We start from the raw sequence: 20,969 nt of genomic DNA on the forward strand, positions 1-20,969 counted from the left end.
GTACAAATAGATATAGATTTGCGTCGAGTGAACAGCTGCATGCGTGCCTGGTAGAATATATAAGCTGGTACAACACCAAAAGGATCCATTCAACCTTGGGGTATAGAACACCATTGGAAATGCAACTAGAATTAGAAAATTTAATCAATAAAGCGGCTTAATAAAAATAGTCACGCTTTTTGTAGGAATTCCATAGCTATCGGGAGAAGATGAAGACGAAGACGAAGCCTGAATATCGAAGATTTACGATTGGAGATTTAAAATGGAAGTCGGGAGTTAAAAAAACAAATTCCAATTTCTAAATTCTAGATTCCAGCTTCTAGCTTCTAAAAGAAAAACGATGAGCCGAAATAGCTACTTTGAGTAAACCACAACTGCGTCTGAAACCCTCTCAAAGCTCAAGTCTCAAGGCTCACATCTCAAAACTCACATCTCACATCTCACAGCTCAAAACTCACAGCTCAAAACTCACATCTCACATCTCACAGCTCACATCTCACAGCTCAAAACTCACATCTCACAGCTCACAGCTCACAGCTCAAAACTCACATCTCACAGCTCAAATCTCAAAAAAACACCCTAACAATCATATCTGATTTCTTCAAATTAACCGAAGACACCTGTCCCATCCACGCTTTAGAACTTTCGATATCTTTTATAAGTCTATACGCCGTGTAGTATAAAAAGGCCACAAACTCTGTATTCACTGCTGCAATCTCATCGGCGTCCAAACGCCTTAATTTACGTAGGACCTTTCTTGGCTTGTCTTTTAACAAAAAACTTTCAAGCTCCAATAAATCAGAGCGTTGTTGCATAGCGGCTTGTTCCTGCTGGTCTTCGTCCTTGATTTTGGCCCGCGCTTCGTTTAAATAAACCATAGACAAGGCCATGAGCTCTGGTCTCAAGGCTTCATTGGCAAACATGGTATAATCCAAATACTTTGAAGACAGATAAAAGGCATTGTAAAAATTGGCCTCAGCGGCATAACTATGTTGCTCGAGGCTCAAAAAAGAAGTATCCAATGCATATCTAGCAATAAACTCGCTCAAATTTAAATAGATGTCGTTTTGTACTGACATGTTTAGTATCATTCCATTGGCATCCATGATCTTGATGGAATCATCATTGAATTTATCGAGATAGTCTTGAGAGCGTCGGCTTTCAATGGCATCATACATCGCCTCATAATTGTCTTCATTGATGCTCACTGGCACAAAATGCTCCCAGATTAGGCGGTTGAGCTCTTCACTTTCAAATAGATTCTCAACAAGATAAGTTTGACCCTTAGCGTCGTTGATCCTTACGGGAAGCGGATACATGGTCGAGCTTTCCCACATCACAAACAGCATTTTGTTTTGGGTCAAAGCCAGTCGCTTCGCAAAATCCAAATTGTTCATCCATGCTTGAGCTTGCAAAACACCCAAACTGGAACAAAATATGGCTACAAATAAGATAAGACGTTTCATGAGTACTTTTTTGTTATTGGTTTATACGTTGTTTCATGGCTTCCACAATATTATAGGCGGCTGGGCAAATGGCCACGTTTTTTAGGGTAAGATTTGATATTTGTTGAAATTTCTTGCGATCGGTATGCGGGAATTCGCTACAGGCTTTTGGCCTTACCTCATAAATACTGCAATAATTGTCGGCTCCCAAGAATGTACAGGGTACCGATTGCAATACAAAATCATTATCCTCATCAACACGCAAATAGCTGTCTATAAATTGCTGAGGCTTCATCTTAAAATGTTTGGCAATTCGGGCGACATCCTTATCGGTAAACAAAGGCCCTGTGGTTTTACAGCAATTGGCGCAGTCCAAACAATCAGTACGTTCAAATTCTTTTTCATGTAACTCTTGCATGAGATAATCCAGATGCTTTGGCGGCTTTTTTTTAAGTTTGGCAAAGAAGCCTTTAGTTTCCTTATGCTTATCTTTGGCCAGTTGCGGGAGCTGTTTTATGTTGGGTTCAATGCTCAATACTCCATGGTGTTTGTGGTTTTATCACCCTAAATTCTCAAATGGGACTTTTACTTGAGTTTCCGTTTTGACCTTATGATTTCATAAACAGGTGCGTAAACAAAAATAGCTAATTTTAAATTTTATCCAATACGCTTTAGCATTTCAATTGTCCTTATTTAACTGAATACGATTGTCTTTAATCAACTTGACCTATAATTATGAAAGATCTCTTCGGAAACGCCTTGCGCGACTATCACAACAATAACTATACCGAGGATCTGGTGACCTCAACCAACATTTCTGATAAAGATGACTTGCCACTTCCCTATTTATTCCGAAGCTTTGTCGAGATGCCAAAATTGGAACAGAAGGCCTTGCAACTCGCTAAAGGCCAAGTGCTGGATGTGGGTTGCGGTGCCGGAAGCCATAGCTTGTACCTTCAGCAAAAAGGATTGAAAGTCAAGGCTATCGATTATTCGAAAGGGGCCGTGGAAGTTGCCAAAGCCAGAGGGGTCTTGACTGTTGAACTGAAAGCACTCCTAGACGAAACCGAAACTTTTGATACCATTTTATTGCTCATGAATGGCACCGGCATTTTTCAGGAACTGAAACAGCTAAGCACTTATCTGAAACATTTGAAATCGCTGCTAAAGCCAAACGGACAAATTTTAATCGATTCTTCAGACATCCAATACATGTACGAGGATGACGATGGCGGACTCTGGATAGACACCAACGCTGAATACTACGGTGAGTTGGACTATTTTTTGAGTTACAAGGGCGAAGAGGAACTGCCTATGAAATGGCTCTACCTCGATTTTGAGCGCTTAAATCTAGCTTGCGAAAGCGTGGGCTTGACCTGCGAAAAGAGTACGGAAGGTGAGCATTTTGATTATTTGGCGCGATTGACTTAGGAGGAGGCATTTGGAATTAGGGATTAGGAATTAGGGATTAGGAATTAGGAATTAGGAATTAGTGGAAATCGGAATTTTTAGTTGACAGTTCGAAAATTTCGGTCTTACGTCTTCGTTCTCCCGTCTTCCGTCTTCCGTCTTCCAATTATAGGAATGAGGGATTAGGGATTAGGGATTAGGGATTAGGGATTAGTGGAAGTCGAAATTTTTAGTTGAAATTTCGAAAACTTCGGTCTTCCGTCTTCCAATTTTAGGAATGAGGGATTAGGGATTAGGGATTAGTGGAAATCGGAATTTTTAGTTGAAATTTCGAAAACATCGGTCTTCCGTCTTACGTCTTACGTCTTCGTTCTCCCGTCTTACGTCTTACGTCTTCCGTATTCCGTCTTCCAATTTTAGGAATGAGGGATTAGGGATTAGGGATTAGGGAATAGTGGAAATCGGAATTTTTAGTTGACAGTTCGAAAATTTCGGTCTTACGTCTTACGTCTTCGTTCTCCCGTCTTCGGTCTTCCGGCTCCCGTCTTCCAATTTTAGGAATGAGGGATTAGGGATTAGGGAATAGTGTAAGTCGAAATTTTTAGTTGAAATTTCGAAAACTTCGGTCTCCCGTCTTCACTCTTCCGTCTTCTGTCTTCGGTCTTCCGGCTTCACTCCTCCGTCTTCTGTCTTCATGCTTCAAACCCAAATCGGCCTGCTCACCCCTTCACTCCTCCTCATCCATCGTCTCAAGTACTTTGAAAACGAGTTGCTGCTTTTTACAGTTCAAAGTGAGTTGCTGCAGCATGGATTTTTCGAGCTTTGCAGTGTCTTTCTCGTCAATTTGAAAATCGATGTTCGTGACGTATCGATTGGGAACACCTGCTGCTTCCGATTCAAATTCGTCCATATCCCCCCGCAAAGTCATTTCAAAATTGGTTCCGATAACTTTTAAAGTAGCTCCTTTTTTCGTTTTGATACGAAAAGAGCCCACAACTACCGTTTGGAAAAAGTAATACCCCCCAAGCTCATTCAAACCGGCATAGAGCACATTGTTTTCAGAAACCCCAAAAGGCACATTCTTAATCTCATCAATAATAGCGTCGGTATTTACCTCATGGGCAACCTCCTCAGTAGCGGACTTAGCTCCGAATACAGATTTCAATTTATTTAATCCAAATTTCATAACAATCGCAATTTCGGTAAAACTAAGGGTAAGCAGCTTGTTTACCAAATTTGTTTGTTAAAGTCTGTGAGGGTTTCAGTGGCAGTCACAGTCGCAGTCGAGGTCGCAGTGGCAGTTCTTCGGGCTTCAGTCTTCCGCCTCCTCTTCCCTCTTCCCTCTTCCCTCTTCCGTCCCAATCTTCGGTCTCCCGTCTTCCGTCTTCCCTCTTCCGTCTTCCCTCTTCCAACTTCAAACTTCAAACTCAATTTCAATTTCAACCTCAAAGTCCCTATCTTTGCAGCTCAATAAAAACATATCAACAATGCAAGACGGTTTATACGCAAAATTCAATACCAATAAAGGCGCCATTTTAGTCGCTTTAGAATTTCAAAAAACACCTGGAACAGTAGGCAACTTCGTCGCTTTGGCGGAAGGCAATATGGAAAATACCATCAAACCTCAAGGGCAACCTTTCTATGACGGACTCAAATGGCACCGCGTCATTCCTGATTTTATGATTCAAGGGGGCTGTCCGCAGGGCACCGGCACCGGGGATCCTGGTTATAAGTTTGAGGATGAATTCCATCCAGATCTTAAACATGACAAGCCAGGGGTACTCTCCATGGCGAACTCTGGCCCAGGCTCTAACGGAAGTCAGTTTTTCATCACGCACATTGAAACGCCTTGGTTAGACAATAAACACTCCATTTTTGGGCATGTGGTGGAAGGTCAAGAGGTCGTGGATAGCATTGCGCAGGGCGATAAAATAGAAACTGTCGAAATTCTTAGAGAAGGCAAAGAGGCGGAAGCTTTCAATGCCATTGAAGCTTTTAGAACCTTTGAAGGCGCCCGTGAAAAGCGCATTTTGGACGCACGCAATGCTGCAAAAGCAGAAATGGACCAATTATCTGCAGGCTTCGAGGAAACCAAAAGCGGACTCCGTTACAAAATCATTCAAAAAGGAAATGGCAAGTCGGCACAGGCTGGTAAAACCGTTTCAGTACATTATAAAGGCCAATTGGCAGATGGCACCGTTTTCGATTCGTCTTACAAACGCAACAAACCCTTGGATTTCCAAGTGGGCGTTGGCCAAGTGATTGCTGGCTGGGATGAGGGCATCTGCATGTTGGATGTTGGCGATAAGGCACGTTTTGTCATCCCTAGTGATTTGGGCTATGGCGCTGCTGGCGCTGGAGGTGTGATCCCATCAGATGCGATTTTGGTATTTGATGTGGAGTTGATGGATGTGAAATGATTTCTTATAAAGTCAAAATTACCCTATAAGACATAAAAGCCCATGATTAACAAAACGATGACGAAACAATCGTTCTAGGTCTCTAGCAGATGATAGATTAATTATTTGTAATACATCTAATTACAAAAACCACCACAAAAGCCTCCCCTCCTCGGAGGGGACTAAGGTGAGGGTTTCCTGTCTCCAGTCTCCAGTCTTCAGTCTTCGGTCTTTTCTTCATCTTCATCTTCTTTTTCGTCTCCCGTCTTCGGTCTTTTCTTCATCTTCTCCCGATAGCTATCGGGATCGTCTTCTTTTTTTGGTCTTCAGTCTCCCGTCTCCAGTCTTCCGTCTTCGGTCTTCGGTCTTCCTTCTTCAGTCTTTTCTTCAATTTCAATTTCAATTTCATCTTCAACTTCATTTTCCGTCTTCATCTTCATCTTCTCCCAATAGCTATCGGGATCATCTTCTTTTTCGTCTTCAGTCTCCCGTCTTCCGTCTTCCGTCTTCCGTCTTCCGTCTTCCGTCTTCGGTCTTTTCTTCAATTTCAATTTCAATTTCATCTTCAACTTCATTTTCCGTCTTCCGTCTTCCGTCTTCCGTCTTCCGTCTTCGGTCTTTTCTTCAATTTCAATTTCAATTTCATCTTCAACTTCATTTTCCGTCTTCATCTTCATCTTCATCTTCATCTTCCGTCTTCAGTCTTCGGTCTCCCCCCCCCCTCAATCCCTTTTTATAAATTCTGAAACCACGTCCACTAATTCCGTAGAAATTGGTCGGAAGGATTCGTTGTAGGATTTTGAATTCTCAAGATTGCCGCCAGTAATGATAAATAGCACATGGTTCATGCGATCGATGATTTTTAAATCGGCGTTATCTGAAGCTTGTTCCAACAGCTTGGCCTCATCAACGGAAACCTGCAAGTCTTTGCTGCCATTCACAATAAGTACCGGAATGTCTAGATTTTTTATGATGTCCTGCGGATGGTATTGCATCCAGTTCATCATAAAAGGCTGCACATCGGCTCTAAATATAGACCCCAGCACCGCCGGATAATCGGTAGTGGTTTCGCCTTGTTTCAACCGCTCAAAAGCCTTTATGGCTGGAGGCACTAAGGTTGAATCCATGGCAGCCACTTGATTGACGATGACCTCATCAATGGTTTGACCAGCCCCTGCCAACGACACAAAGCCAGCCACATTTTGTTTTGAGGCCAGCATGCCCACCAAGCTCCCCTGACTATGGCCAATCACGTAAATCTTTTTAAACTCAGCTTCCTCTTTAAAATAGGCAATGACCGAAGTGGCATCGGTCACAAAATCGTCGAATCGGATATTCGGGTCGACATCGTTTTTTAAAATTTGCTTAACAATACGCTTGTCATACCTAAAAGTGGCAATGCCATTATTGGTAAGACCTTCGGCCAACTTTTTAAGGGCGTTATTTTTTAGGAAATTTTGGTTTCCATTTCTATCTGTGGGGCCAGAACCCGCAATGATAATGGCCAATTGTGTCGTGTTGTTTCCATTAGGAGTCAATAAGGTACCATCAATAAATGTGTTGATGCTCACGTCTTTTGCAGTAAAAGCAGGGTCTTGGGCAAAGCAGAAATTTAGAGTCACACAAAGCACGAAAGCGAATAAAAGTTTCATAGGCCAGATTAAAATAAGGGTTGAACTCAAAGTTAACTAAAATTGCGCTGTGGATATTAGGCAGGAAACTAAAATATAAGACTGCCAACACTAACCTTTACTAGCATTTCATCGATGAAATGCATTATTTCGTCTTAAAATGTTAAATTAACGATCCGTTTATCGATTTATAGTGTATTTAAACGTTTTAATTGAAATAGAATTCTATATTTGAAGTGTACTTATAATTTAGTTTATGGTACAATGGATTAATTAATTAATATTTGCTTTTGTGCTGAATTAGAGACCCTAAATCTACCACAAAATAAAAAGCAAGTAACGGAAACCAAGGTTGAGGGACCTTGGTTTCTTGTTATTTAATAGGGTCGTGAAATTAGCAAGCTTGAAAAAACCGAGCAGCTGGAGACGACGGACTTCCATATTTCGAATGAGCTTCCACAACTGGCCTGAATGGACTTCCATAATTATTCAGCAAATCAATCACCACACAATCCTCCAATCCCAATTCAGAAATAAAAATCAAAAATCGTCAATCGTAATTCGTAATTCGTCACTCCTTCAAACTTCTAAACGTCAAATTAATTCGACTCCCAATCGGTTTTTTTGTTTTTGCTATTTGATGCAACCAATACTGCTGCATTTCGCCTCGCATAACCAAGAGACTGCCATGCTCTAAATCCAGCTTATGGCGTTGGGCTTTTATTTGCCGATGTTTGAAATGAAACGGTCGCACCGCCCCAAAACTCAGGGATGCGATTACCGGATTTTTACCCAATTCCTTTTCGTTATCGGCATGCCAGCCGTTGCTATCGGCACCATCGCGATACAAATTGAGTAAAACCGTGCTAAACCGATGCTGGATTTCCTGCTCAATTTTTGTTTTGATGGCCAATAATTCCGCAGTAAAAGGTTTGGGTTGCATGGTAATATTGGAATAGGAATACGGCGTTTCATTCTCAGCATACAAAGCAGTCAATCGGGGTTGCGCATGGATCTTTCCAAAAACCTTGATATCATCCTGTTGCCAAGCAATAGTTGCTTTCAAAATCTCAAAATAAGCATCTGCCTCTGTTTTTGAAAAGAAATGAGGCAGGTATAGCAACTCCGCATTGGGAAGCTGAAGCAACGTTTTTTCTTCGGAAAATAAGTCCATCATTTAATTTTTTTCTAATTTAGCAAGATCATGATGAGCCACAAAATTTTCAAATTCTTATTTATTTGCTTTGCCTCGACTTTGGCCATACAGGATGAGGCGCAGCTGCCCGAAGATTTTGTCTATGTCAAGGATGTGATCCCCGATTTGGATGTGGAACTTCGCTATTTTTCCGCGAATAACTTCGTGGGAGATACGATAGACGCCTATAAAGCTGATAAACTCATCTTAACCAAACCGGCTGCCGAAGCCTTGAAAAAAGTGCAAAGCGACCTCCAGGACCAGAATTTATGTCTTTTGGTGTATGATGCCTACCGCCCTCAACAGGCCGTGAACCATTTTATGCGCTGGGCCAAAGATCTCAATGATACCATCAACAAACCCGAATTTTATCCGGAAATAAAAAAACGTAACCTTTTCAATAAAGGCTATATCGCCTCGCGTTCTGGACATAGCCGAGGCAGCACCGTAGATTTGACCCTCATGGATCGCAATACTGACGAAGTTTTGGATATGGGAAGTCCCTTTGATTTCTTCGGAAAGGCCTCCTGGACCGCGCATCCCAATTTGACTGCGCAACAAAAAAACAATAGAAACCTATTATTGACCGCAATGCAGAAGCATAATTTCAGGAATTATCCCAAGGAATGGTGGCACTTCAGTTTGCGCTGGGAGCCATTTCCCAACACCTATTTCGATTTTCCCATTGAATGATAAGGCTTCCGCCGAAAAATAAATTCTTCCAATAAACCTAAAACAAAAAAATGAAACATTTCTACCTACTGCTCATTGGTCTAAGCCTTTTTTCCTGCCAAGACGAAAAGCCTTCCGCAGACAGCATTTATATCAACGCGAACATTTACACCGTGGACACCAATTTCACGCAAGCGGAAGCTTTTGCCATTAAAGACGGGAAGTTCTTAGAGATAGGTACGGCCGAGGCCCTAAAAAGCAAGTATGCTGCCGACACCCTTATTGATGTACAAGGGAAGACCATTTTACCGGGATTGGTAGATGCACACTGCCATTTTTTAACATTGGGGCAATTGCAGCAACAGGTCAATTTGGTGGGCACTACAAGTTTTGACGACATGATCAAACGGGTGCTCGATTTTCAGAATAAAAATAAAATGGCTTATCTAAGAGGCCGTGGCTGGGACCAAAACGATTGGGAAGATAAAAACATGCCTACCAAAACGCTTCTGGATAAACTATTTCCCGATACCCCCATTGCCCTGACCCGAATTGATGGGCACGCTTCCTTTTGCAATCAGGCCGCATTGGATTTGGGCAATATCACCACGGAAACCAAAATTGATGGTGGGGAAGTTGAAGTAATAAATGGAAAACTCACAGGTATTTTATATGACAATGCCGAACAATTAGTGATGAACAATTGGCCAAAACCCAGCAAAAAACAATTGATTGAAGCCTTGATGAGCGCCCAACAAATTTGTTTTGATAACGGGTTGACGTCCCTGTCTGATGCGGGCCCAGATATTTTCACAAGCCCGTGGATAGAGAACATTGAATTGATAGACAGCCTCCAAAAGAGCGGCGATTTGAAGATACGCTTATACATGATGGTACCTGGCACAAAACCAAATCTGGATTATTATTTAAACAAGGGCACTTATAAAACCGAAAGGTTAAATGTGCGTTCCTTTAAATTTTATGCCGATGGGGCGCTTGGCTCGAGAGGTGCGTTATTGCGAGCGCCTTACAGCGACAAAGACCATCACTACGGATTGCCCGTGATGTCTTACCAAGAGATCAATGCCGCCTCCAAACGCATCGCCGCCTCCGAATTTCAAATGAATACGCATGCCATAGGCGACTCTGCCAACCATGAGGTCTTGGAGATCTATAAAGCTGCCTTGGGTGCAAAAAAGGACAGACGTTGGCGCATCGAGCACGCGCAAGTGGTATCGCCAGAAGATTTTAAGTATTTTGACGGCATTTTGCCTTCAATACAACCCACGCATGCGACCAGCGATATGTATTGGGCGGAAGACCGTTTGGGCGAGCAGCGCATCAAAGACGCTTATGCCTACAAACAATTATTGAACGCCTACGGAAAAATCGCCTTGGGCACCGACTTCCCCGTGGAGCAGGTCAACCCGATGCTTACCTTTTATGCAGCCGTGGCAAGACAGGATACAAAAGATTTTCCAGAAAACGGATTCCAAACCGAAAACGCGCTTACCCGAGAGGAAGCTTTAAAAGGCATGACCATTTGGGCAGCCCACTCCAACTTTGAGGAGACTGAAAAAGGCAGTATCGAAGCGGGCAAGTTTGCCGATTTTATTGTGCTGGATCGTGATATCATGACGGTGCCATTGAAAGATGTCATTGAAACGAAGGTGGAACAGACTTTTGTGGGCGGGGAATTGCAGTGAGTTGGGTTGTGAGTTGTGAGCCGTGGGCTTGTGAGCTGTGGGTTGTGAGTCGTGAGCTGTGAGCTAAAAAAACTATCAATAGGGAATGCTCTAGTTTAACCACACGTTGATTTTTTAAATTTAATTTCAAATCCAGATATTTTGAGTTGTCTCAATTCCAGAAAATTCAATTATTCCCTTTAGGGTCAGGGCAAAATTAATTGAATTTTCGGGAGTTGTCTCAATTCTAGAAAATCCGATTATTCCCTTTAGGGTCAGGGCAAAATTAATTGAATTTTCGGCATCATGTTCTTGCCCCTGCCGATAGATATTGGGACTAAAGGGAACCAAAATGCCGAAAATTGGGTTGTGGGTTGTGAGCTGTGAGTTGTGAGCTTGTGAGCTGTGGGTTGTGAGCTGTGAGCTGTGAGCTGTGAGCTGTGAGCTAAAAAAACTATTAATAGGGAAGGCTCTAGTTTGATCACACGTTGATTTTTTAAATTTAATTTTAAATCCAGATATTTTGAGTTGTCTCAATTCCAGAAAATTCAATTATTCCCTTTAGGGTCAGGGCAAAATTAATTGAATTTTCGGGAGTTGTCTCAATTCTAGAAAATCCGATTATTCCCTTTAGTCAAGGCAAAATTAATTGGATTTTCGGCATTTTGTTCTTGCCCCTGCCGATAGATATCGGGACTAAAGGGAGCCAAAACACCAAAAATCGGGTTGTGGGTTGTGAGCTGTGAGTTGTGGGTTGTGGGTTGTGGGTTGTGAGCTGTGAGCTGTGAGCTGTGAGCTGTGAGCTGTGAGCTAAAAAAACTATTAATAGGGAAGGCTCTAGTTTAACCACACGTTGATTTTTTAAATTTAATTTCAAATCCAGATATTTTGAGTTGTCTCAATTCTAGAAAATCCGATTATTCCCTTTAGGGTCAGGGCAAAATTAATTGGATTTTCGGCATCATGTTCTTGCCCCTGCCGATAGATATCAGGACCAAAGGGAGCCAAAACGCCGAAAATCGGGTTGTGGGTTGTGGGTTGTGGGTTGTGGGCTGTGAGCTGTGAGCTGTGAGCTGTGAGCTGTGAGCTGTGAGCTAAAAAAACTATTAATAGGGAAGGCTCTAGTTTAACCAAACGTTGATTTTTTAAATTTAATTTCAAATCCAGATATTTTGAGTTGTCTCAATTCTAGAAAATCCGATTATTCCCTTCAGGGTCAGGGAAAAAATAATTGGATTTTCGGGAGTTGTCTCAAACCTAGAAAATTCAATTACTCCCTTTAGGGTCAGGGCAAAATTAATTGGATTTTCGGCATCATGTTCTTGCCCCTGCCGACAGATATCGGGACTAAAGGGAGCCAAAACGGTGAAAATTGGGTTGTGGGTTGTGAGCTGTGAGCTGTGAGTCGTGAGCTGTGAGCTGTGGGTTGTGGGTTGTGGGTTGTGGGTTGTGGGTTGTGGGTTGTGGGTTGTGAGCTAAAAAAACTATTAATAGGGAATGCTCTAGTTTAACCACACGTTGATTTTTTAAATTTAATTTCAAATCCAGATATTTTGAGTTGTCTCAATTCTAGAAAATCCGATTATTCCCTTTAGGGTCAGGGCAAAAATAATTGGATTTTCGGGAGTTGTCTCAATTCTAGAAAATCCGATTATTCCCTTTAGGGTCAGGGCAAAATTAATTGAATTTTCGGCATTTTGTGCTTGCCCCTGCCGATAGATATCGGGACTAAAGGGAGCCAAAACGCCGAAAATTGGGTTGTGAGTTGTGGGTTGTGGGTTGTGAGCTGTGGGTTTGAGCTGTGAGCTGTGAGCTGTGAGCTGTGGGTTGTGAGCCGTGAGCTGTGAGCTGTGAGCTGTGAGTTTTGGGTTGTGGGTTGTGAGCTGTGAGCTGTGAGTTGTGGGTTGTGGGTTGTGGGTTGTGGGTTGTGGGTTGTGGGTTGTGGGTTGTGGGTTAAAAAAACGATTAATAGGCAACTAACGGCGGCTCACTCCAATTTCTCGTAATAATGATTCAATTCATTATTGAGCATTATTTTTTGGGTTTCATAAACCTTATCGCTGAAAGTTAAGCTATGACTGGCTGAACCAAATTGAGAACGATAAGTGAGCCTAATTTTGGAAGTAAAAATTCCGTAATCGATCGCATAAGTACCAGATCCGTAGAATTTGCTTGAATAACTGCCGTTAGGATTTAAAATTAGGGTATCTGATTTGTATGGAGTATCTGCCAGAAATGGTTCTCTTTCATTGCTAACATAAGTTCCTGAAATTCTTAATTTGTTTAACGGAAGATTTATGTTTACCAGTGCAATCCCGAAGAATATAATCAAACCTATTAGTGTGATTAGCTGCTTCGTTTTAATAGTATATTTTTTAGAATTAAGAGTCGGTTAAAAAACAGGAAAGGCCATACGTGCCAAATTAAACGTTCCGAACATGCCGAAATTTTAAGGGGATACGCATTTTTGAACTAGTTGAAAGGTTTGTTTGCGTTAGGGATTGAACGGCGTGTTTGAGCTCTCCCGATAGCTTTCTAGCTAATCGGGAAGCGAGTAGTGAAAGCCCGACCTTTAGGTAACGCCCAAAAAATAAGTCTCAAAATTCTCAATTCCCCACCTCGCTAATAAACTTGATGCGGTACATGCGCAGATCTTCTTCTTCATAATCGCCTTCAAATTCAGTGATCGCATCAGAAATCTTATCGGTTTGAGATTCCATAAAATAGTCATGGATTTCTTCTTGTTGGTCTTCATCCAACACTTCATCCACCCAATAATCGATGTTCAATTTGGTGCCTGAAAACACAATCGCTTCCATTTCCTTAATCAAATCGGACATATTCATACCTTTAGAACTGGCAATATCGGTCAATGGTAACTTGCGATCCACATTTTGGATGATGTATAACTTTATGGCCGAATTGGAGCCCGTGCTTTTAACCACAAAATCATCCGGACGCATAATATCGTTGTCGTCCACATATTGGGCAATCAATTCAATAAAATCGCTGCCATATTTTTTTGCCTTGCCATCGCCTACGCCATGCACATTGCTCAACTCCTCCAAAGTGATGGGGTATTTGAGCGCCATATCCTCCAACGAAGGATCCTGAAAAATCACAAAAGGCGGCACGCCCAACTTCTTGGCATTGGACTTACGCAAATCCTTGAGCATGAGCATCAACCTTTCATCGGCAACTGCACCGCTGGCCTTGGATGCTTTCACGATACCATCATCGGGTTGTACATCAAAGATGTGATCCTCTGTCATCATAAAGGAGGAAGGGGCTTTCATATAGTCCCGCCCGGCTTCTGGCAATCGTAAAACGCCATAGGTCTCAATGTCCTTCTTGAGATATCCTGCGACCAGCACTTGGCGTATCAAGGCCATCCAGTAGCGTTTGTCTTTATCGCTACCAATGCCAAAAAACGCGGCGGTATCGGTTTTATGCGAAGAGATCATGGCGTTGGTTTTACCAGTCAATACTTGAACAAGATCTTTGGATTTGTATTTTTCTTTGGTAGCGTCAACTGTTTCTAAAAGGGTTAAGACATGAGTCTTGGCCTCGATCTGTTTTTTAGGGTATCTTACATTGTCGTCCATCTCACCACCTTCTCCAGTGGCATTATCGAATTCTTCCCCAAAATAATGAAGAATAAATTTACGTCGGGACACGGAACTTTCAGCAAAAGCCACCACTTCCTGTAGTAGTGCATGACCAATTTCTTGCTCTGCGACGGGTTTACCAGACATGAATTTTTCCAACTTCTCAATATCCTTGTAGGCGTAGTACGCCAAACAATGCCCTTCGCCACCGTCACGTCCAGCGCGACCGGTTTCCTGGTAATAACTTTCTATACTTTTTGGCATGTCATGATGCACCACAAAACGCACATCGGGCTTATCAATCCCCATCCCAAAGGCAATCGTGGCCACCACCACATCACAATCTTCCATCAAGAACATGTCTTGGTGCTTTACCCTGGTCTTGGGGTCCAAGCCTGCGTGATAAGGCACAGCCTTGATCCCGTTGACTTGCAGCACCTGTGCCAATTCTTCAACCCGTTTCCGACTCAAACAATAAATAATACCAGATTTGCCTTCATTAGACTTCACAAAGCGCGTGATGTCTGCATCTACATTTTTGGTCTTGGGGCGTATTTCGTAATAGAGGTTAGGCCTGTTAAAGGAGGCTTTAAAACAAGTAGCATCTGTAATATCCAGACTTTTTAAAATATCCTCCTGTACTTTGGGTGTTGCGGTTGCGGTAAGGCCTATAATGGGAATATTATCACCAATGCGCTTGATGATGTGGCGCAGGTTTCGGTATTCGGGCCTAAAATCATGTCCCCATTCACTAATGCAGTGCGCCTCATCTACCGCCATAAAAGAAATGGTCACGCTTCTTAAAAACTCCACGTGCTCTTCCTTAGTCAACGACTCTGGTGCCACGTACAATAATTTCGTGACTCCGTTGGTAATGTCTTCCTTAACCTGCCTGATTTCAGTTTTATTAAGTGAGGAGTTCAATACGTGGGCGACGCCATCTTCTTTAGAAATGCCTCGTATGGCATCGACCTGATTTTTCATCAAGGCTATCAATGGTGACACAATAATGGCAGTCCCTTCACTAATTAATGCCGGAAGTTGGTAACAGAGTGATTTTCCGCCGCCAGTTGGCATAATTACAAACACATCCTCACCTGCAACCACACTTTTTATGACGCTTTCTTGAAGCCCCTTGAATTTTGAAAACCCGAAGTATTGTTTTAGTGCAGAATGTATGTCTATTTCTTTTATACTCATTAATCCCTATTGGTATTTTATATACATTTGCATTCGAATAAAGATAACAATTCTTTTAAATTCATCAAACTCAAAAAAATTAAATTTTGAATATTGAAGCTTCTATCCTTAAAACCGCTAGAAAAACCATAAGCTTAGAACGCGATGCCATTGCCCATTTGTTGGATTTGCTAACTGCAGATTTTGCGAATGCGGTTTCTTTGATATATAACTCAAAAGGTAGGGTTATTATTACTGGCATTGGCAAAAGCGCCATTATCGCCAATAAAATTGTGGCGACACTCAACTCCACAGGCACACCAGCAGTGTTTATGCACGCCGGTGATGCCATTCATGGGGATTTGGGCTTGATCTTAGAAGAGGATGTGGTCATCTGTATCTCAAAAAGTGGCAACACTCCAGAAATCAAGGTTTTGGTGCCACTCATACGAAGGTCCAAAAACAAAATGATCGCGATTACCGGTAATGACACCTCCTTTTTGGCGCAGCAAGCCGATTTTATATTGAACACTTACGTTGCACAGGAGGCATGCCCCAACAACTTAGCACCAACTACCAGCACCACCGCCCAATTGGTCATGGGCGATGCATTGGCGATATGTTTATTGGAGTTGCGAGGCTTCTCCAGTAAGGACTTTGCCAAATACCATCCAGGCGGTGCCTTGGGCAAACGCTTGTATTTGCGGGTCAACGATTTATCGTCCCAAAACGAAAAGCCAGAAGTAAGTCCAACCACGAGCGCCAAGAATGTGATTGTTGAAATTTCTGAAAAGCGATTGGGCGTTACCGCAGTGGTTGAAAACCACAAAATCGTGGGCATTATTACCGACGGCGATTTGAGACGCATGCTGACCAAATCGGATGCTTTTTTACACTTTACCGCAAAAGACATTATGAGCAGCAACCCAAAAACCATTGATGAAGATGCGATGGCTGTAGATGCCATGGACCTCATGGAAACCCACAGCATTACCCAATTATTAGTCGAAAAAGAAGGCAACTACGCCGGAGTCATACACATTCAGGATTTAATTAAAGAAGGCATAATATAATGGCAAAAACAAAACCAGATGAGATGTCGTTTCTCGACCATCTTGAAGATTTACGTTGGCATCTAGTAAGAGTAGTCATTGCAATTGTTATTGGAGGGGCGGTAGCCTTCATGTTTAGCGACTTCATTTTCAATGTCATTATTTTTGGCCCAAAAAGCATGGATTTCCCCACCTATAAATATTTGTGTGAGATCTCCAAGTTTGTAGGGTTAGACACGTCTTTTTGTGCAGATAAACTTCCGTTCAGTATCCAGAACAGGACGATGGGTGGGCAATTTTCAGCAGATATTTGGACCGCGATCTATTCAGGGTTCATTATTTCCTTCCCATACGTTATTTACCAGTTTTGGCATTTTATAAGTCCGGGGATGCACCCCGATGAACGCAAACACTCCAAAGGTTTTATAGCAATCTCGTCCTTATTGTTCTTTTTAGGAGTCTTATTTGGTTATTACGTGGTCACGCCCTTGTCCATCAACTTCTTGGGCACCTATAGTGTGAGTGATATCATTAGCAATGAAATTGACATTAGCTCTTACATTTCTTTGGTAAGATCCTCGGCCATTGCCTCAGGTTTTATCTTTGAGTTGCCCATCATCATTTATTTTTTGACCAAAGTGGGGATCGTGACCCCAGAAATGATGAAGAAATATCGCAAATTTGCCTTGGTTATCGTTTTGATTCTTTCTGCGGTCATCACACCACCAGACATTGCCAGCCAAATCATCGTAGCCATTCCGATCTTGATATTATACCAAGTGAGTATCTATATTTCCAAGGTGGTGATTAGAAATCAAAAGCGCAAGGAGAAGAATGATGCCAAGAAAAAGGTCGTGTAAGCTAACCTATCGCTACTATTGACCCAGTGGTTCTGCCTGACTAAATTAGTAGTCAAAAAAAAAGATTTGAACTGTTTTTTTAGCCTTGATGCATGCGCTGTCGCGGAAGTTGAACTGAACAAATTTCAAAGTAGCGACTCGCACGATTGGCTAAATTGATGGCCTTATATTTTATGGCATTCGCATCAACTTCGGAAACATTCTTAAAACGAAATCTGTTTATAGCGGAAGCATTGAAGGCTTCACTGCCCGAGACGTGTTATTAGTGCCATCTCTTTTACTTACAACGCCTCTATGAATAAAGTTAAACTTCAATAACAAGCGAGCTCAATTGAAAACAGAAACGCTATTTTGGCATTAATCGCGTGAGCTATTGCAATCCCGTCGTTAAACTTTTAATAAATTTGGAATACTAAAGCTGAAGTGGACGCAATTTTTCTACTTTTAGGCCTTTCCAAAGCAAACTATGAAAAAGCTCAGAGCCGAAAATTTAATGAAGTCCTATAACGGACGAAAAGTAGTCAAGGATGTTTCCCTTGAAGTAAATCAAGGTGAAATCGTAGGTTTGCTTGGCCCCAATGGCGCCGGAAAAACTACCTCTTTCTACATGATAGTAGGTCTCATCAAACCCAATGGGGGCAATATTTTTCTTGAAGGCACCAACATTACCAAATACCCCATGTACAAACGTGCTCAAAACGGCATTGGCTATTTGGCGCAAGAAGCTTCGGTATTTCGCAAATTGAGCATTGAGGATAACATATTGAGTGTCTTACAAATGACCAAACTCAGTAAAAAAGAGCAACGCGCTAAAATGGAATCGCTGATTGAAGAATTCAGCTTAGGACATATACGCAAAAGCAGAGGCGATTTATTATCTGGCGGAGAGCGTCGTCGTACCGAAATCGCAAGGGCACTCGCCACCGATCCCAACTTCATATTATTAGACGAGCCCTTTGCCGGCGTTGATCCCGTTGCCGTGGAAGACATTCAGCGCATCATCGCCCAATTGACCAAAAAGAACATTGGCATTCTCATAACCGATCACAACGTACAAGAAACCTTGGCCATAACAGACCGCACCTATTTGATGTTTGAAGGCAGCATCCTCAAAGCAGGAGAACCGGAAGAGCTAGCCAATGACGAAATGGTGCGCAAAGTATATCTGGGACAGAACTTTGAGTTGCGCAAGAAGAAGTTGAATTTTTGAGTTTAAATTCATCAACGTCCAATTCAAGATCATAAGAAATGTATATCCGCTTTCCGTCCCAAATTGAGAAGAATTTGAGAATAAAAACCGAATAAGTCTTTCCCCGACCCTAAAGGGTGGACTTATTCTGGAAAATTATTCAATACGAGGGGGATTTCGCTCCATTTAGGGTCGGGGCAAACGAAATTATTATCATATCCTGTTTAGGACACTTTCCGGATATACAAATCATAAGATGTCTCTAGAGGACATTGGTTTAATCGTGATTTGTCCACTTGAAATAAACAAATTAAGAACAGCCTACTATTTGTCCATTATACCTGATTTGTTAATTGCCGTTAGTTTTCCCCATGGGAAAGTATGCCGTCAAAGCCATTGCCACTTTTACATCAACAATTTAACCGAGTGAAGCCAGGGATGAATTGAATCGAAATCATGAATTCAGCGAAGCCATTGTTGGTGTTTTCCACCAACAATCCCAACCGAGTGAGACGAAAGTTCACATAAAATACCAAATCCAATCACATACCGCAATGCCATTGTTGGTGTTTTCCACCAACAATCCCAGCAGAGTAAGACCAGGGTTAACTTAAATCGAAATTATCTATTTATTTGAAGGAAGTTGAATGACAGGTTTCACTGAACCACTATAATTCAAACAGATTTTTGCAAACCATTTTATCCTTTGCATGATCCATAATCCCGGTCAGCGAGAAGATGTTGGTGGAAAACACCAACATCGGCAGCTCAACCACGAACGAAACCAGCACGCAGGTTTACGGTTTCAAAGCAAGCCGTTTCGAGAATAAACAAGCTCGTTTTAATCGAAATCGCCGTTTCAGCGAAGCCATTGTTGGTGTTTTCCACCAACAATCCCAACCCAGTAAGACGAAAGCTGACTTAAATCTAGATTCTGGTTTCAGCAAAGCCATTGTTGGTGTTTTCCACCAACAATCCCAGCAGAGTAAGACCAGGGTTAACTTAAATCGAAATTATCTATTTATTTGAAGGAAGTTAAATGACAGGTTTCACTGAACCACTATAATTCAAACAGATTTTTGGAAACCATTTTATCCTTTGCATGATCCATAATCCCAGTGAACGAGAAGATGTTGGTGGAAAACACCAACATCGGCAGCTCGACCATAAACAAAACCAGCACGCAGGTTTACGGTTTCAAAACATACTGTTTAGAGAATAAACAAGCTTTTTTTAATTCGAAATTCCGGTTCCAGCAAAGCCATTGTTGGTGTTTTCCACCAACAATCACAGCAGAGTAAGACCAGGGTTAACTTAAATCGAAATTATCTATTTATTTGAAGGAAGTTATATGACAGGTTTCACTGAACCACTATAATTCAAACAGATTTTTGCAAACCATTTTATCCTTTGCATGATCCACAATCCCAGTCAACGAGAAGATGTTGGTGGAAAACACCAACATCGGCAGCTCGACCATAAACAAAACCAGTACGCAAGTTTTAAGGTTTCAAAGCAAGCCGTTTCGAGAATAAACAAGCTCGTTTTAATCGAGATTCTGATTCCAGCGAAGCCATTGTTGGTGTTTTCCACCAACAATCCCAACCGAGTGAGACCAAGGATAACTTAAATCGAAATCATGAATTCAGCGAAGCCATTGTTGGTGTTTTCCACCAACAATCCCAACCCAGTAAGACGAAAGCTGACTTAAATCTAGATTCTGGTTTCAGCGAAGCCATTGTTGGTGTTTTCCACCAACAATCCCAACCGAGTGAGACCAAGGATGACTTAAATCGAAATTACCTATTTATTTGAAGGAAGTTATATGACAGGTTTCACTGAACCACGGGAATTCAAACAGTTTTTTGCAAACCATTTTACCCCTTGCATGATCCACAATCCCAGTGAACGAGAAGATGTTGGTGGAAAACACCAACATCGGCAGCTCAACCACGAAAAAAACAGTACGCAGATTTACGTTTTTAAAACATACTGTTTAGAGAATAAACAAGCTTTTTTTAATCGAGATTCACGTTTCAGCACAGCCATTGTTGGTGTTTTCCACCAACAATCCCAGCAGAGTAAGACCAAGGATGACTTAAATCAAAATTATCTATTTATTTGAAGGAAGTTAAATGACAGGTTTCACTGAACCACGGGAATTCAAACAGTTTTTTGCAAACCATTTTATCCTTTGCATGAAACACAATCCCAGTCAACGAGAAGATGTTGGTGGAAAACACCAATATCGGCAGCTCAACCACGAACAAAACAGTACGCAGATTTACGTTTTTAAAACATACTGTTTAGAGAATAAACAAGCTTTTTTTAATCGAGATTCACGTTTCAGCACAGCCATTGTTGGTGTTTTCCACCAACAATCCCAGCAGAGTGAGGAGAAAGCCCACATAAAGTACCAAATGCAAATACAAACCGCGAAGCCATTGTTGGTGTTTTCCACCAACAATCCTAGCAGAGTGAGGCGAAAGCTCTCATAAAAAACCAAAACCTCGCAACCCAAATTTCAGTTATCCTTGTCTAAAATCTGTCAAAAACTCAAATTCATCCCCAAGTTCCCTATAAAATTTTTCAGATGAAAAACGATAGAAATTACCATCGCTACCCATACCTGCTTTCAACGGAT

At 41.8% G+C, this 20,969-nt stretch carries 24 protein-coding genes; 11 read left to right on the top strand and 13 right to left on the bottom strand.

What is annotated here, in order from left to right; genetic code table 11:
* Window positions 1-161, top strand: a 161-nt coding sequence (locus ESY88_RS21965; protein ID WP_147088277.1) for an IS3 family transposase, incomplete at its 5' end; no start/stop codon positions are given.
* Window positions 162-566: 405 nt separating this feature from the next.
* On the opposite strand, the gene ESY88_RS19390 is transcribed toward ESY88_RS21965, so the two are convergent.
* Both ESY88_RS19390 and ESY88_RS19395 read right to left on the bottom strand, forming a co-directional pair.
* Window positions 567-1,466, bottom strand: a complete 900-nt coding sequence (locus ESY88_RS19390; RefSeq protein WP_147088354.1) for a hypothetical protein — start codon at window positions 1,464-1,466, stop codon at window positions 567-569.
* A 13-nt stretch (window positions 1,467-1,479) separates the two neighbouring features.
* On the bottom strand, window positions 1,480-1,980 hold the full coding sequence (locus ESY88_RS19395; protein WP_394343978.1) for a YkgJ family cysteine cluster protein: 501 nt from the start codon (window positions 1,978-1,980) through the stop codon (window positions 1,480-1,482).
* Window positions 1,981-2,180: 200 nt separating this feature from the next.
* On the opposite strand from ESY88_RS19395, the gene ESY88_RS19400 reads away from it, so the two are divergent.
* Window positions 2,181-2,876 (top strand): class I SAM-dependent methyltransferase, encoded by a 696-nt coding sequence (locus ESY88_RS19400; protein ID WP_147088355.1) that lies wholly within the window; start codon window positions 2,181-2,183, stop codon window positions 2,874-2,876.
* 706 nt (window positions 2,877-3,582) lie between these two features.
* On the opposite strand, the gene ESY88_RS19405 is transcribed toward ESY88_RS19400, so the two are convergent.
* Together ESY88_RS19405 and ESY88_RS21205 are read right to left on the bottom strand one after the other, a co-directional pair.
* Entirely contained in the window at window positions 3,583-4,041 is a 459-nt protein-coding gene (locus ESY88_RS19405) for a hypothetical protein (protein WP_147088356.1), read from the bottom strand.
* Window positions 4,042-4,126: 85 nt separating this feature from the next.
* Window positions 4,127-4,273: a hypothetical protein gene (locus ESY88_RS21205; protein WP_189702661.1), complete on the bottom strand. Its 147-nt coding sequence runs from the start codon at window positions 4,271-4,273 to the stop codon at window positions 4,127-4,129.
* 69 nt (window positions 4,274-4,342) lie between these two features.
* Between ESY88_RS21205 and ESY88_RS19410 the strand changes: the two genes are divergently transcribed.
* On the top strand, window positions 4,343-5,275 hold the full coding sequence (locus ESY88_RS19410) for a peptidylprolyl isomerase (RefSeq protein ID WP_147088357.1): 933 nt from the start codon (window positions 4,343-4,345) through the stop codon (window positions 5,273-5,275).
* A 305-nt stretch (window positions 5,276-5,580) separates the two neighbouring features.
* On the opposite strand, the gene ESY88_RS21210 is transcribed toward ESY88_RS19410, so the two are convergent.
* From ESY88_RS21210 to ESY88_RS19420, 3 genes are all read right to left on the bottom strand, one after another.
* Window positions 5,581-5,925: a hypothetical protein gene (locus ESY88_RS21210; protein ID WP_189702665.1), complete on the bottom strand. Its 345-nt coding sequence runs from the start codon at window positions 5,923-5,925 to the stop codon at window positions 5,581-5,583.
* A gap of 51 nt (window positions 5,926-5,976) precedes the next feature.
* Window positions 5,977-6,906 carry an alpha/beta hydrolase gene (locus ESY88_RS19415; protein WP_147088358.1) on the bottom strand — a complete coding sequence of 310 codons (930 nt, stop codon included), beginning with the start codon at window positions 6,904-6,906 and terminating at the stop codon, window positions 5,977-5,979.
* Between the two features lie 550 nt (window positions 6,907-7,456).
* Entirely contained in the window at window positions 7,457-8,059 is a 603-nt protein-coding gene (locus ESY88_RS19420) for an alpha-ketoglutarate-dependent dioxygenase AlkB family protein (RefSeq protein WP_147088371.1), read from the bottom strand.
* A 30-nt stretch (window positions 8,060-8,089) separates the two neighbouring features.
* Between ESY88_RS19420 and ESY88_RS19425 the strand changes: the two genes are divergently transcribed.
* Window positions 8,090-8,773: a M15 family metallopeptidase gene (locus ESY88_RS19425; RefSeq protein WP_223270906.1), complete on the top strand. Its 684-nt coding sequence runs from the start codon at window positions 8,090-8,092 to the stop codon at window positions 8,771-8,773.
* Window positions 8,774-8,823: 50 nt separating this feature from the next.
* Window positions 8,824-10,458 carry an amidohydrolase gene (locus tag ESY88_RS19430; protein ID WP_147088359.1) on the top strand — a complete coding sequence of 545 codons (1,635 nt, stop codon included), beginning with the start codon at window positions 8,824-8,826 and terminating at the stop codon, window positions 10,456-10,458.
* 126 nt (window positions 10,459-10,584) lie between these two features.
* Here the strand turns inward: ESY88_RS19430 and ESY88_RS19435 are convergent, their stop codons facing one another.
* The 6 genes from ESY88_RS19435 to recQ form a co-directional block, all read right to left on the bottom strand.
* Complete coding sequence (locus ESY88_RS19435) at window positions 10,585-10,974, bottom strand: hypothetical protein (protein ID WP_147088360.1); 390 nt, start codon at window positions 10,972-10,974, stop codon at window positions 10,585-10,587.
* 336 nt (window positions 10,975-11,310) lie between these two features.
* Window positions 11,311-11,598, bottom strand: coding sequence for a hypothetical protein (locus ESY88_RS19440; RefSeq protein WP_147088361.1), 288 nt, complete (start codon window positions 11,596-11,598; stop codon window positions 11,311-11,313).
* Window positions 11,599-11,784: 186 nt separating this feature from the next.
* Window positions 11,785-11,979 (bottom strand): hypothetical protein, encoded by a 195-nt coding sequence (locus ESY88_RS21215; RefSeq protein WP_189702662.1) that lies wholly within the window; start codon window positions 11,977-11,979, stop codon window positions 11,785-11,787.
* The gene (locus ESY88_RS21220) at window positions 11,976-12,413 is read right to left on the bottom strand and encodes a hypothetical protein (RefSeq protein WP_189702663.1); all 438 of its coding nucleotides are present in this window, start codon (window positions 12,411-12,413) and stop codon (window positions 11,976-11,978) included. Before ESY88_RS21220 ends, ESY88_RS21215 begins: the two co-directional genes overlap by 4 nt.
* Before the next feature lie 11 nt (window positions 12,414-12,424).
* A complete protein-coding gene (locus ESY88_RS19445; protein WP_147088362.1) occupies window positions 12,425-12,769 on the bottom strand; it encodes a hypothetical protein in 345 nt (114 codons plus the stop codon).
* A 274-nt stretch (window positions 12,770-13,043) separates the two neighbouring features.
* On the bottom strand, window positions 13,044-15,245 hold the full coding sequence (gene recQ, locus ESY88_RS19450; RefSeq protein WP_147088363.1) for a DNA helicase RecQ: 2,202 nt from the start codon (window positions 15,243-15,245) through the stop codon (window positions 13,044-13,046).
* An 86-nt stretch (window positions 15,246-15,331) separates the two neighbouring features.
* Between recQ and ESY88_RS19455 the strand changes: the two genes are divergently transcribed.
* From ESY88_RS19455 to ESY88_RS19475, 6 genes are all read left to right on the top strand, one after another.
* Window positions 15,332-16,297 carry a KpsF/GutQ family sugar-phosphate isomerase gene (locus ESY88_RS19455; protein WP_147088364.1) on the top strand — a complete coding sequence of 322 codons (966 nt, stop codon included), beginning with the start codon at window positions 15,332-15,334 and terminating at the stop codon, window positions 16,295-16,297.
* Entirely contained in the window at window positions 16,297-17,136 is an 840-nt protein-coding gene (gene tatC, locus ESY88_RS19460; protein ID WP_147088365.1) for a twin-arginine translocase subunit TatC, read from the top strand. Before ESY88_RS19455 ends, tatC begins: the two co-directional genes overlap by 1 nt.
* A 466-nt stretch (window positions 17,137-17,602) precedes the next feature.
* On the top strand, window positions 17,603-18,346 hold the full coding sequence (gene lptB / locus ESY88_RS19465) for an LPS export ABC transporter ATP-binding protein (RefSeq protein ID WP_147088366.1): 744 nt from the start codon (window positions 17,603-17,605) through the stop codon (window positions 18,344-18,346).
* Window positions 18,347-19,063: 717 nt separating this feature from the next.
* Window positions 19,064-19,354, top strand: a complete 291-nt coding sequence (locus ESY88_RS21225) for a hypothetical protein (RefSeq protein WP_189702664.1) — start codon at window positions 19,064-19,066, stop codon at window positions 19,352-19,354.
* A gap of 859 nt (window positions 19,355-20,213) precedes the next feature.
* Complete coding sequence (locus tag ESY88_RS19470; protein WP_147129057.1) at window positions 20,214-20,450, top strand: hypothetical protein; 237 nt, start codon at window positions 20,214-20,216, stop codon at window positions 20,448-20,450.
* 73 nt (window positions 20,451-20,523) lie between these two features.
* Window positions 20,524-20,823 (top strand): hypothetical protein, encoded by a 300-nt coding sequence (locus ESY88_RS19475; RefSeq protein WP_147088369.1) that lies wholly within the window; start codon window positions 20,524-20,526, stop codon window positions 20,821-20,823.
* Window positions 20,824-20,969 lie beyond the last annotated feature (146 nt).

It is taken from the genome of Subsaximicrobium wynnwilliamsii (assembly GCF_007997225.1).
In the GTDB taxonomy this organism is placed as follows: Bacteria; Bacteroidota; Bacteroidia; order Flavobacteriales; family Flavobacteriaceae; genus Psychroserpens; species Psychroserpens wynnwilliamsii.

Excerpts from the sequence above, each read along its gene's own strand:
- ESY88_RS19390 (WP_147088354.1), bottom strand. The coding sequence starts at position 1,466 with ATGAAACGTCTTATCTTATTTGTAGCCATATTTTGTTCCAGTTTGGGT.
- ESY88_RS19400 (WP_147088355.1), top strand. The coding sequence starts at position 2,181 with ATGAAAGATCTCTTCGGAAACGCCTTGCGCGACTATCACAACAATAAC.
- ESY88_RS19405 (WP_147088356.1), bottom strand. The coding sequence starts at position 4,041 with ATGAAATTTGGATTAAATAAATTGAAATCTGTATTCGGAGCTAAGTCC.
- ESY88_RS19410 (WP_147088357.1), top strand. The coding sequence starts at position 4,343 with ATGCAAGACGGTTTATACGCAAAATTCAATACCAATAAAGGCGCCATT.
- ESY88_RS21210 (WP_189702665.1), bottom strand. The coding sequence starts at position 5,925 with ATGAAGACGGAAAATGAAGTTGAAGATGAAATTGAAATTGAAATTGAA.
- ESY88_RS19415 (WP_147088358.1), bottom strand. The coding sequence starts at position 6,906 with ATGAAACTTTTATTCGCTTTCGTGCTTTGTGTGACTCTAAATTTCTGC.
- ESY88_RS19420 (WP_147088371.1), bottom strand. The coding sequence starts at position 8,059 with ATGGACTTATTTTCCGAAGAAAAAACGTTGCTTCAGCTTCCCAATGCG.
- ESY88_RS19425 (WP_223270906.1), top strand. The coding sequence starts at position 8,090 with ATGATGAGCCACAAAATTTTCAAATTCTTATTTATTTGCTTTGCCTCG.
- ESY88_RS19430 (WP_147088359.1), top strand. The coding sequence starts at position 8,824 with ATGAAACATTTCTACCTACTGCTCATTGGTCTAAGCCTTTTTTCCTGC.
- recQ (WP_147088363.1), bottom strand. The coding sequence starts at position 15,245 with ATGAGTATAAAAGAAATAGACATACATTCTGCACTAAAACAATACTTC.
- tatC (WP_147088365.1), top strand. The coding sequence starts at position 16,297 with ATGGCAAAAACAAAACCAGATGAGATGTCGTTTCTCGACCATCTTGAA.
- lptB (WP_147088366.1), top strand. The coding sequence starts at position 17,603 with ATGAAAAAGCTCAGAGCCGAAAATTTAATGAAGTCCTATAACGGACGA.
- ESY88_RS21225 (WP_189702664.1), top strand. The coding sequence starts at position 19,064 with ATGTTGGTGGAAAACACCAACATCGGCAGCTCAACCACGAACGAAACC.
- ESY88_RS19470 (WP_147129057.1), top strand. The coding sequence starts at position 20,214 with ATGATCCACAATCCCAGTGAACGAGAAGATGTTGGTGGAAAACACCAA.
- ESY88_RS19475 (WP_147088369.1), top strand. The coding sequence starts at position 20,524 with ATGAAACACAATCCCAGTCAACGAGAAGATGTTGGTGGAAAACACCAA.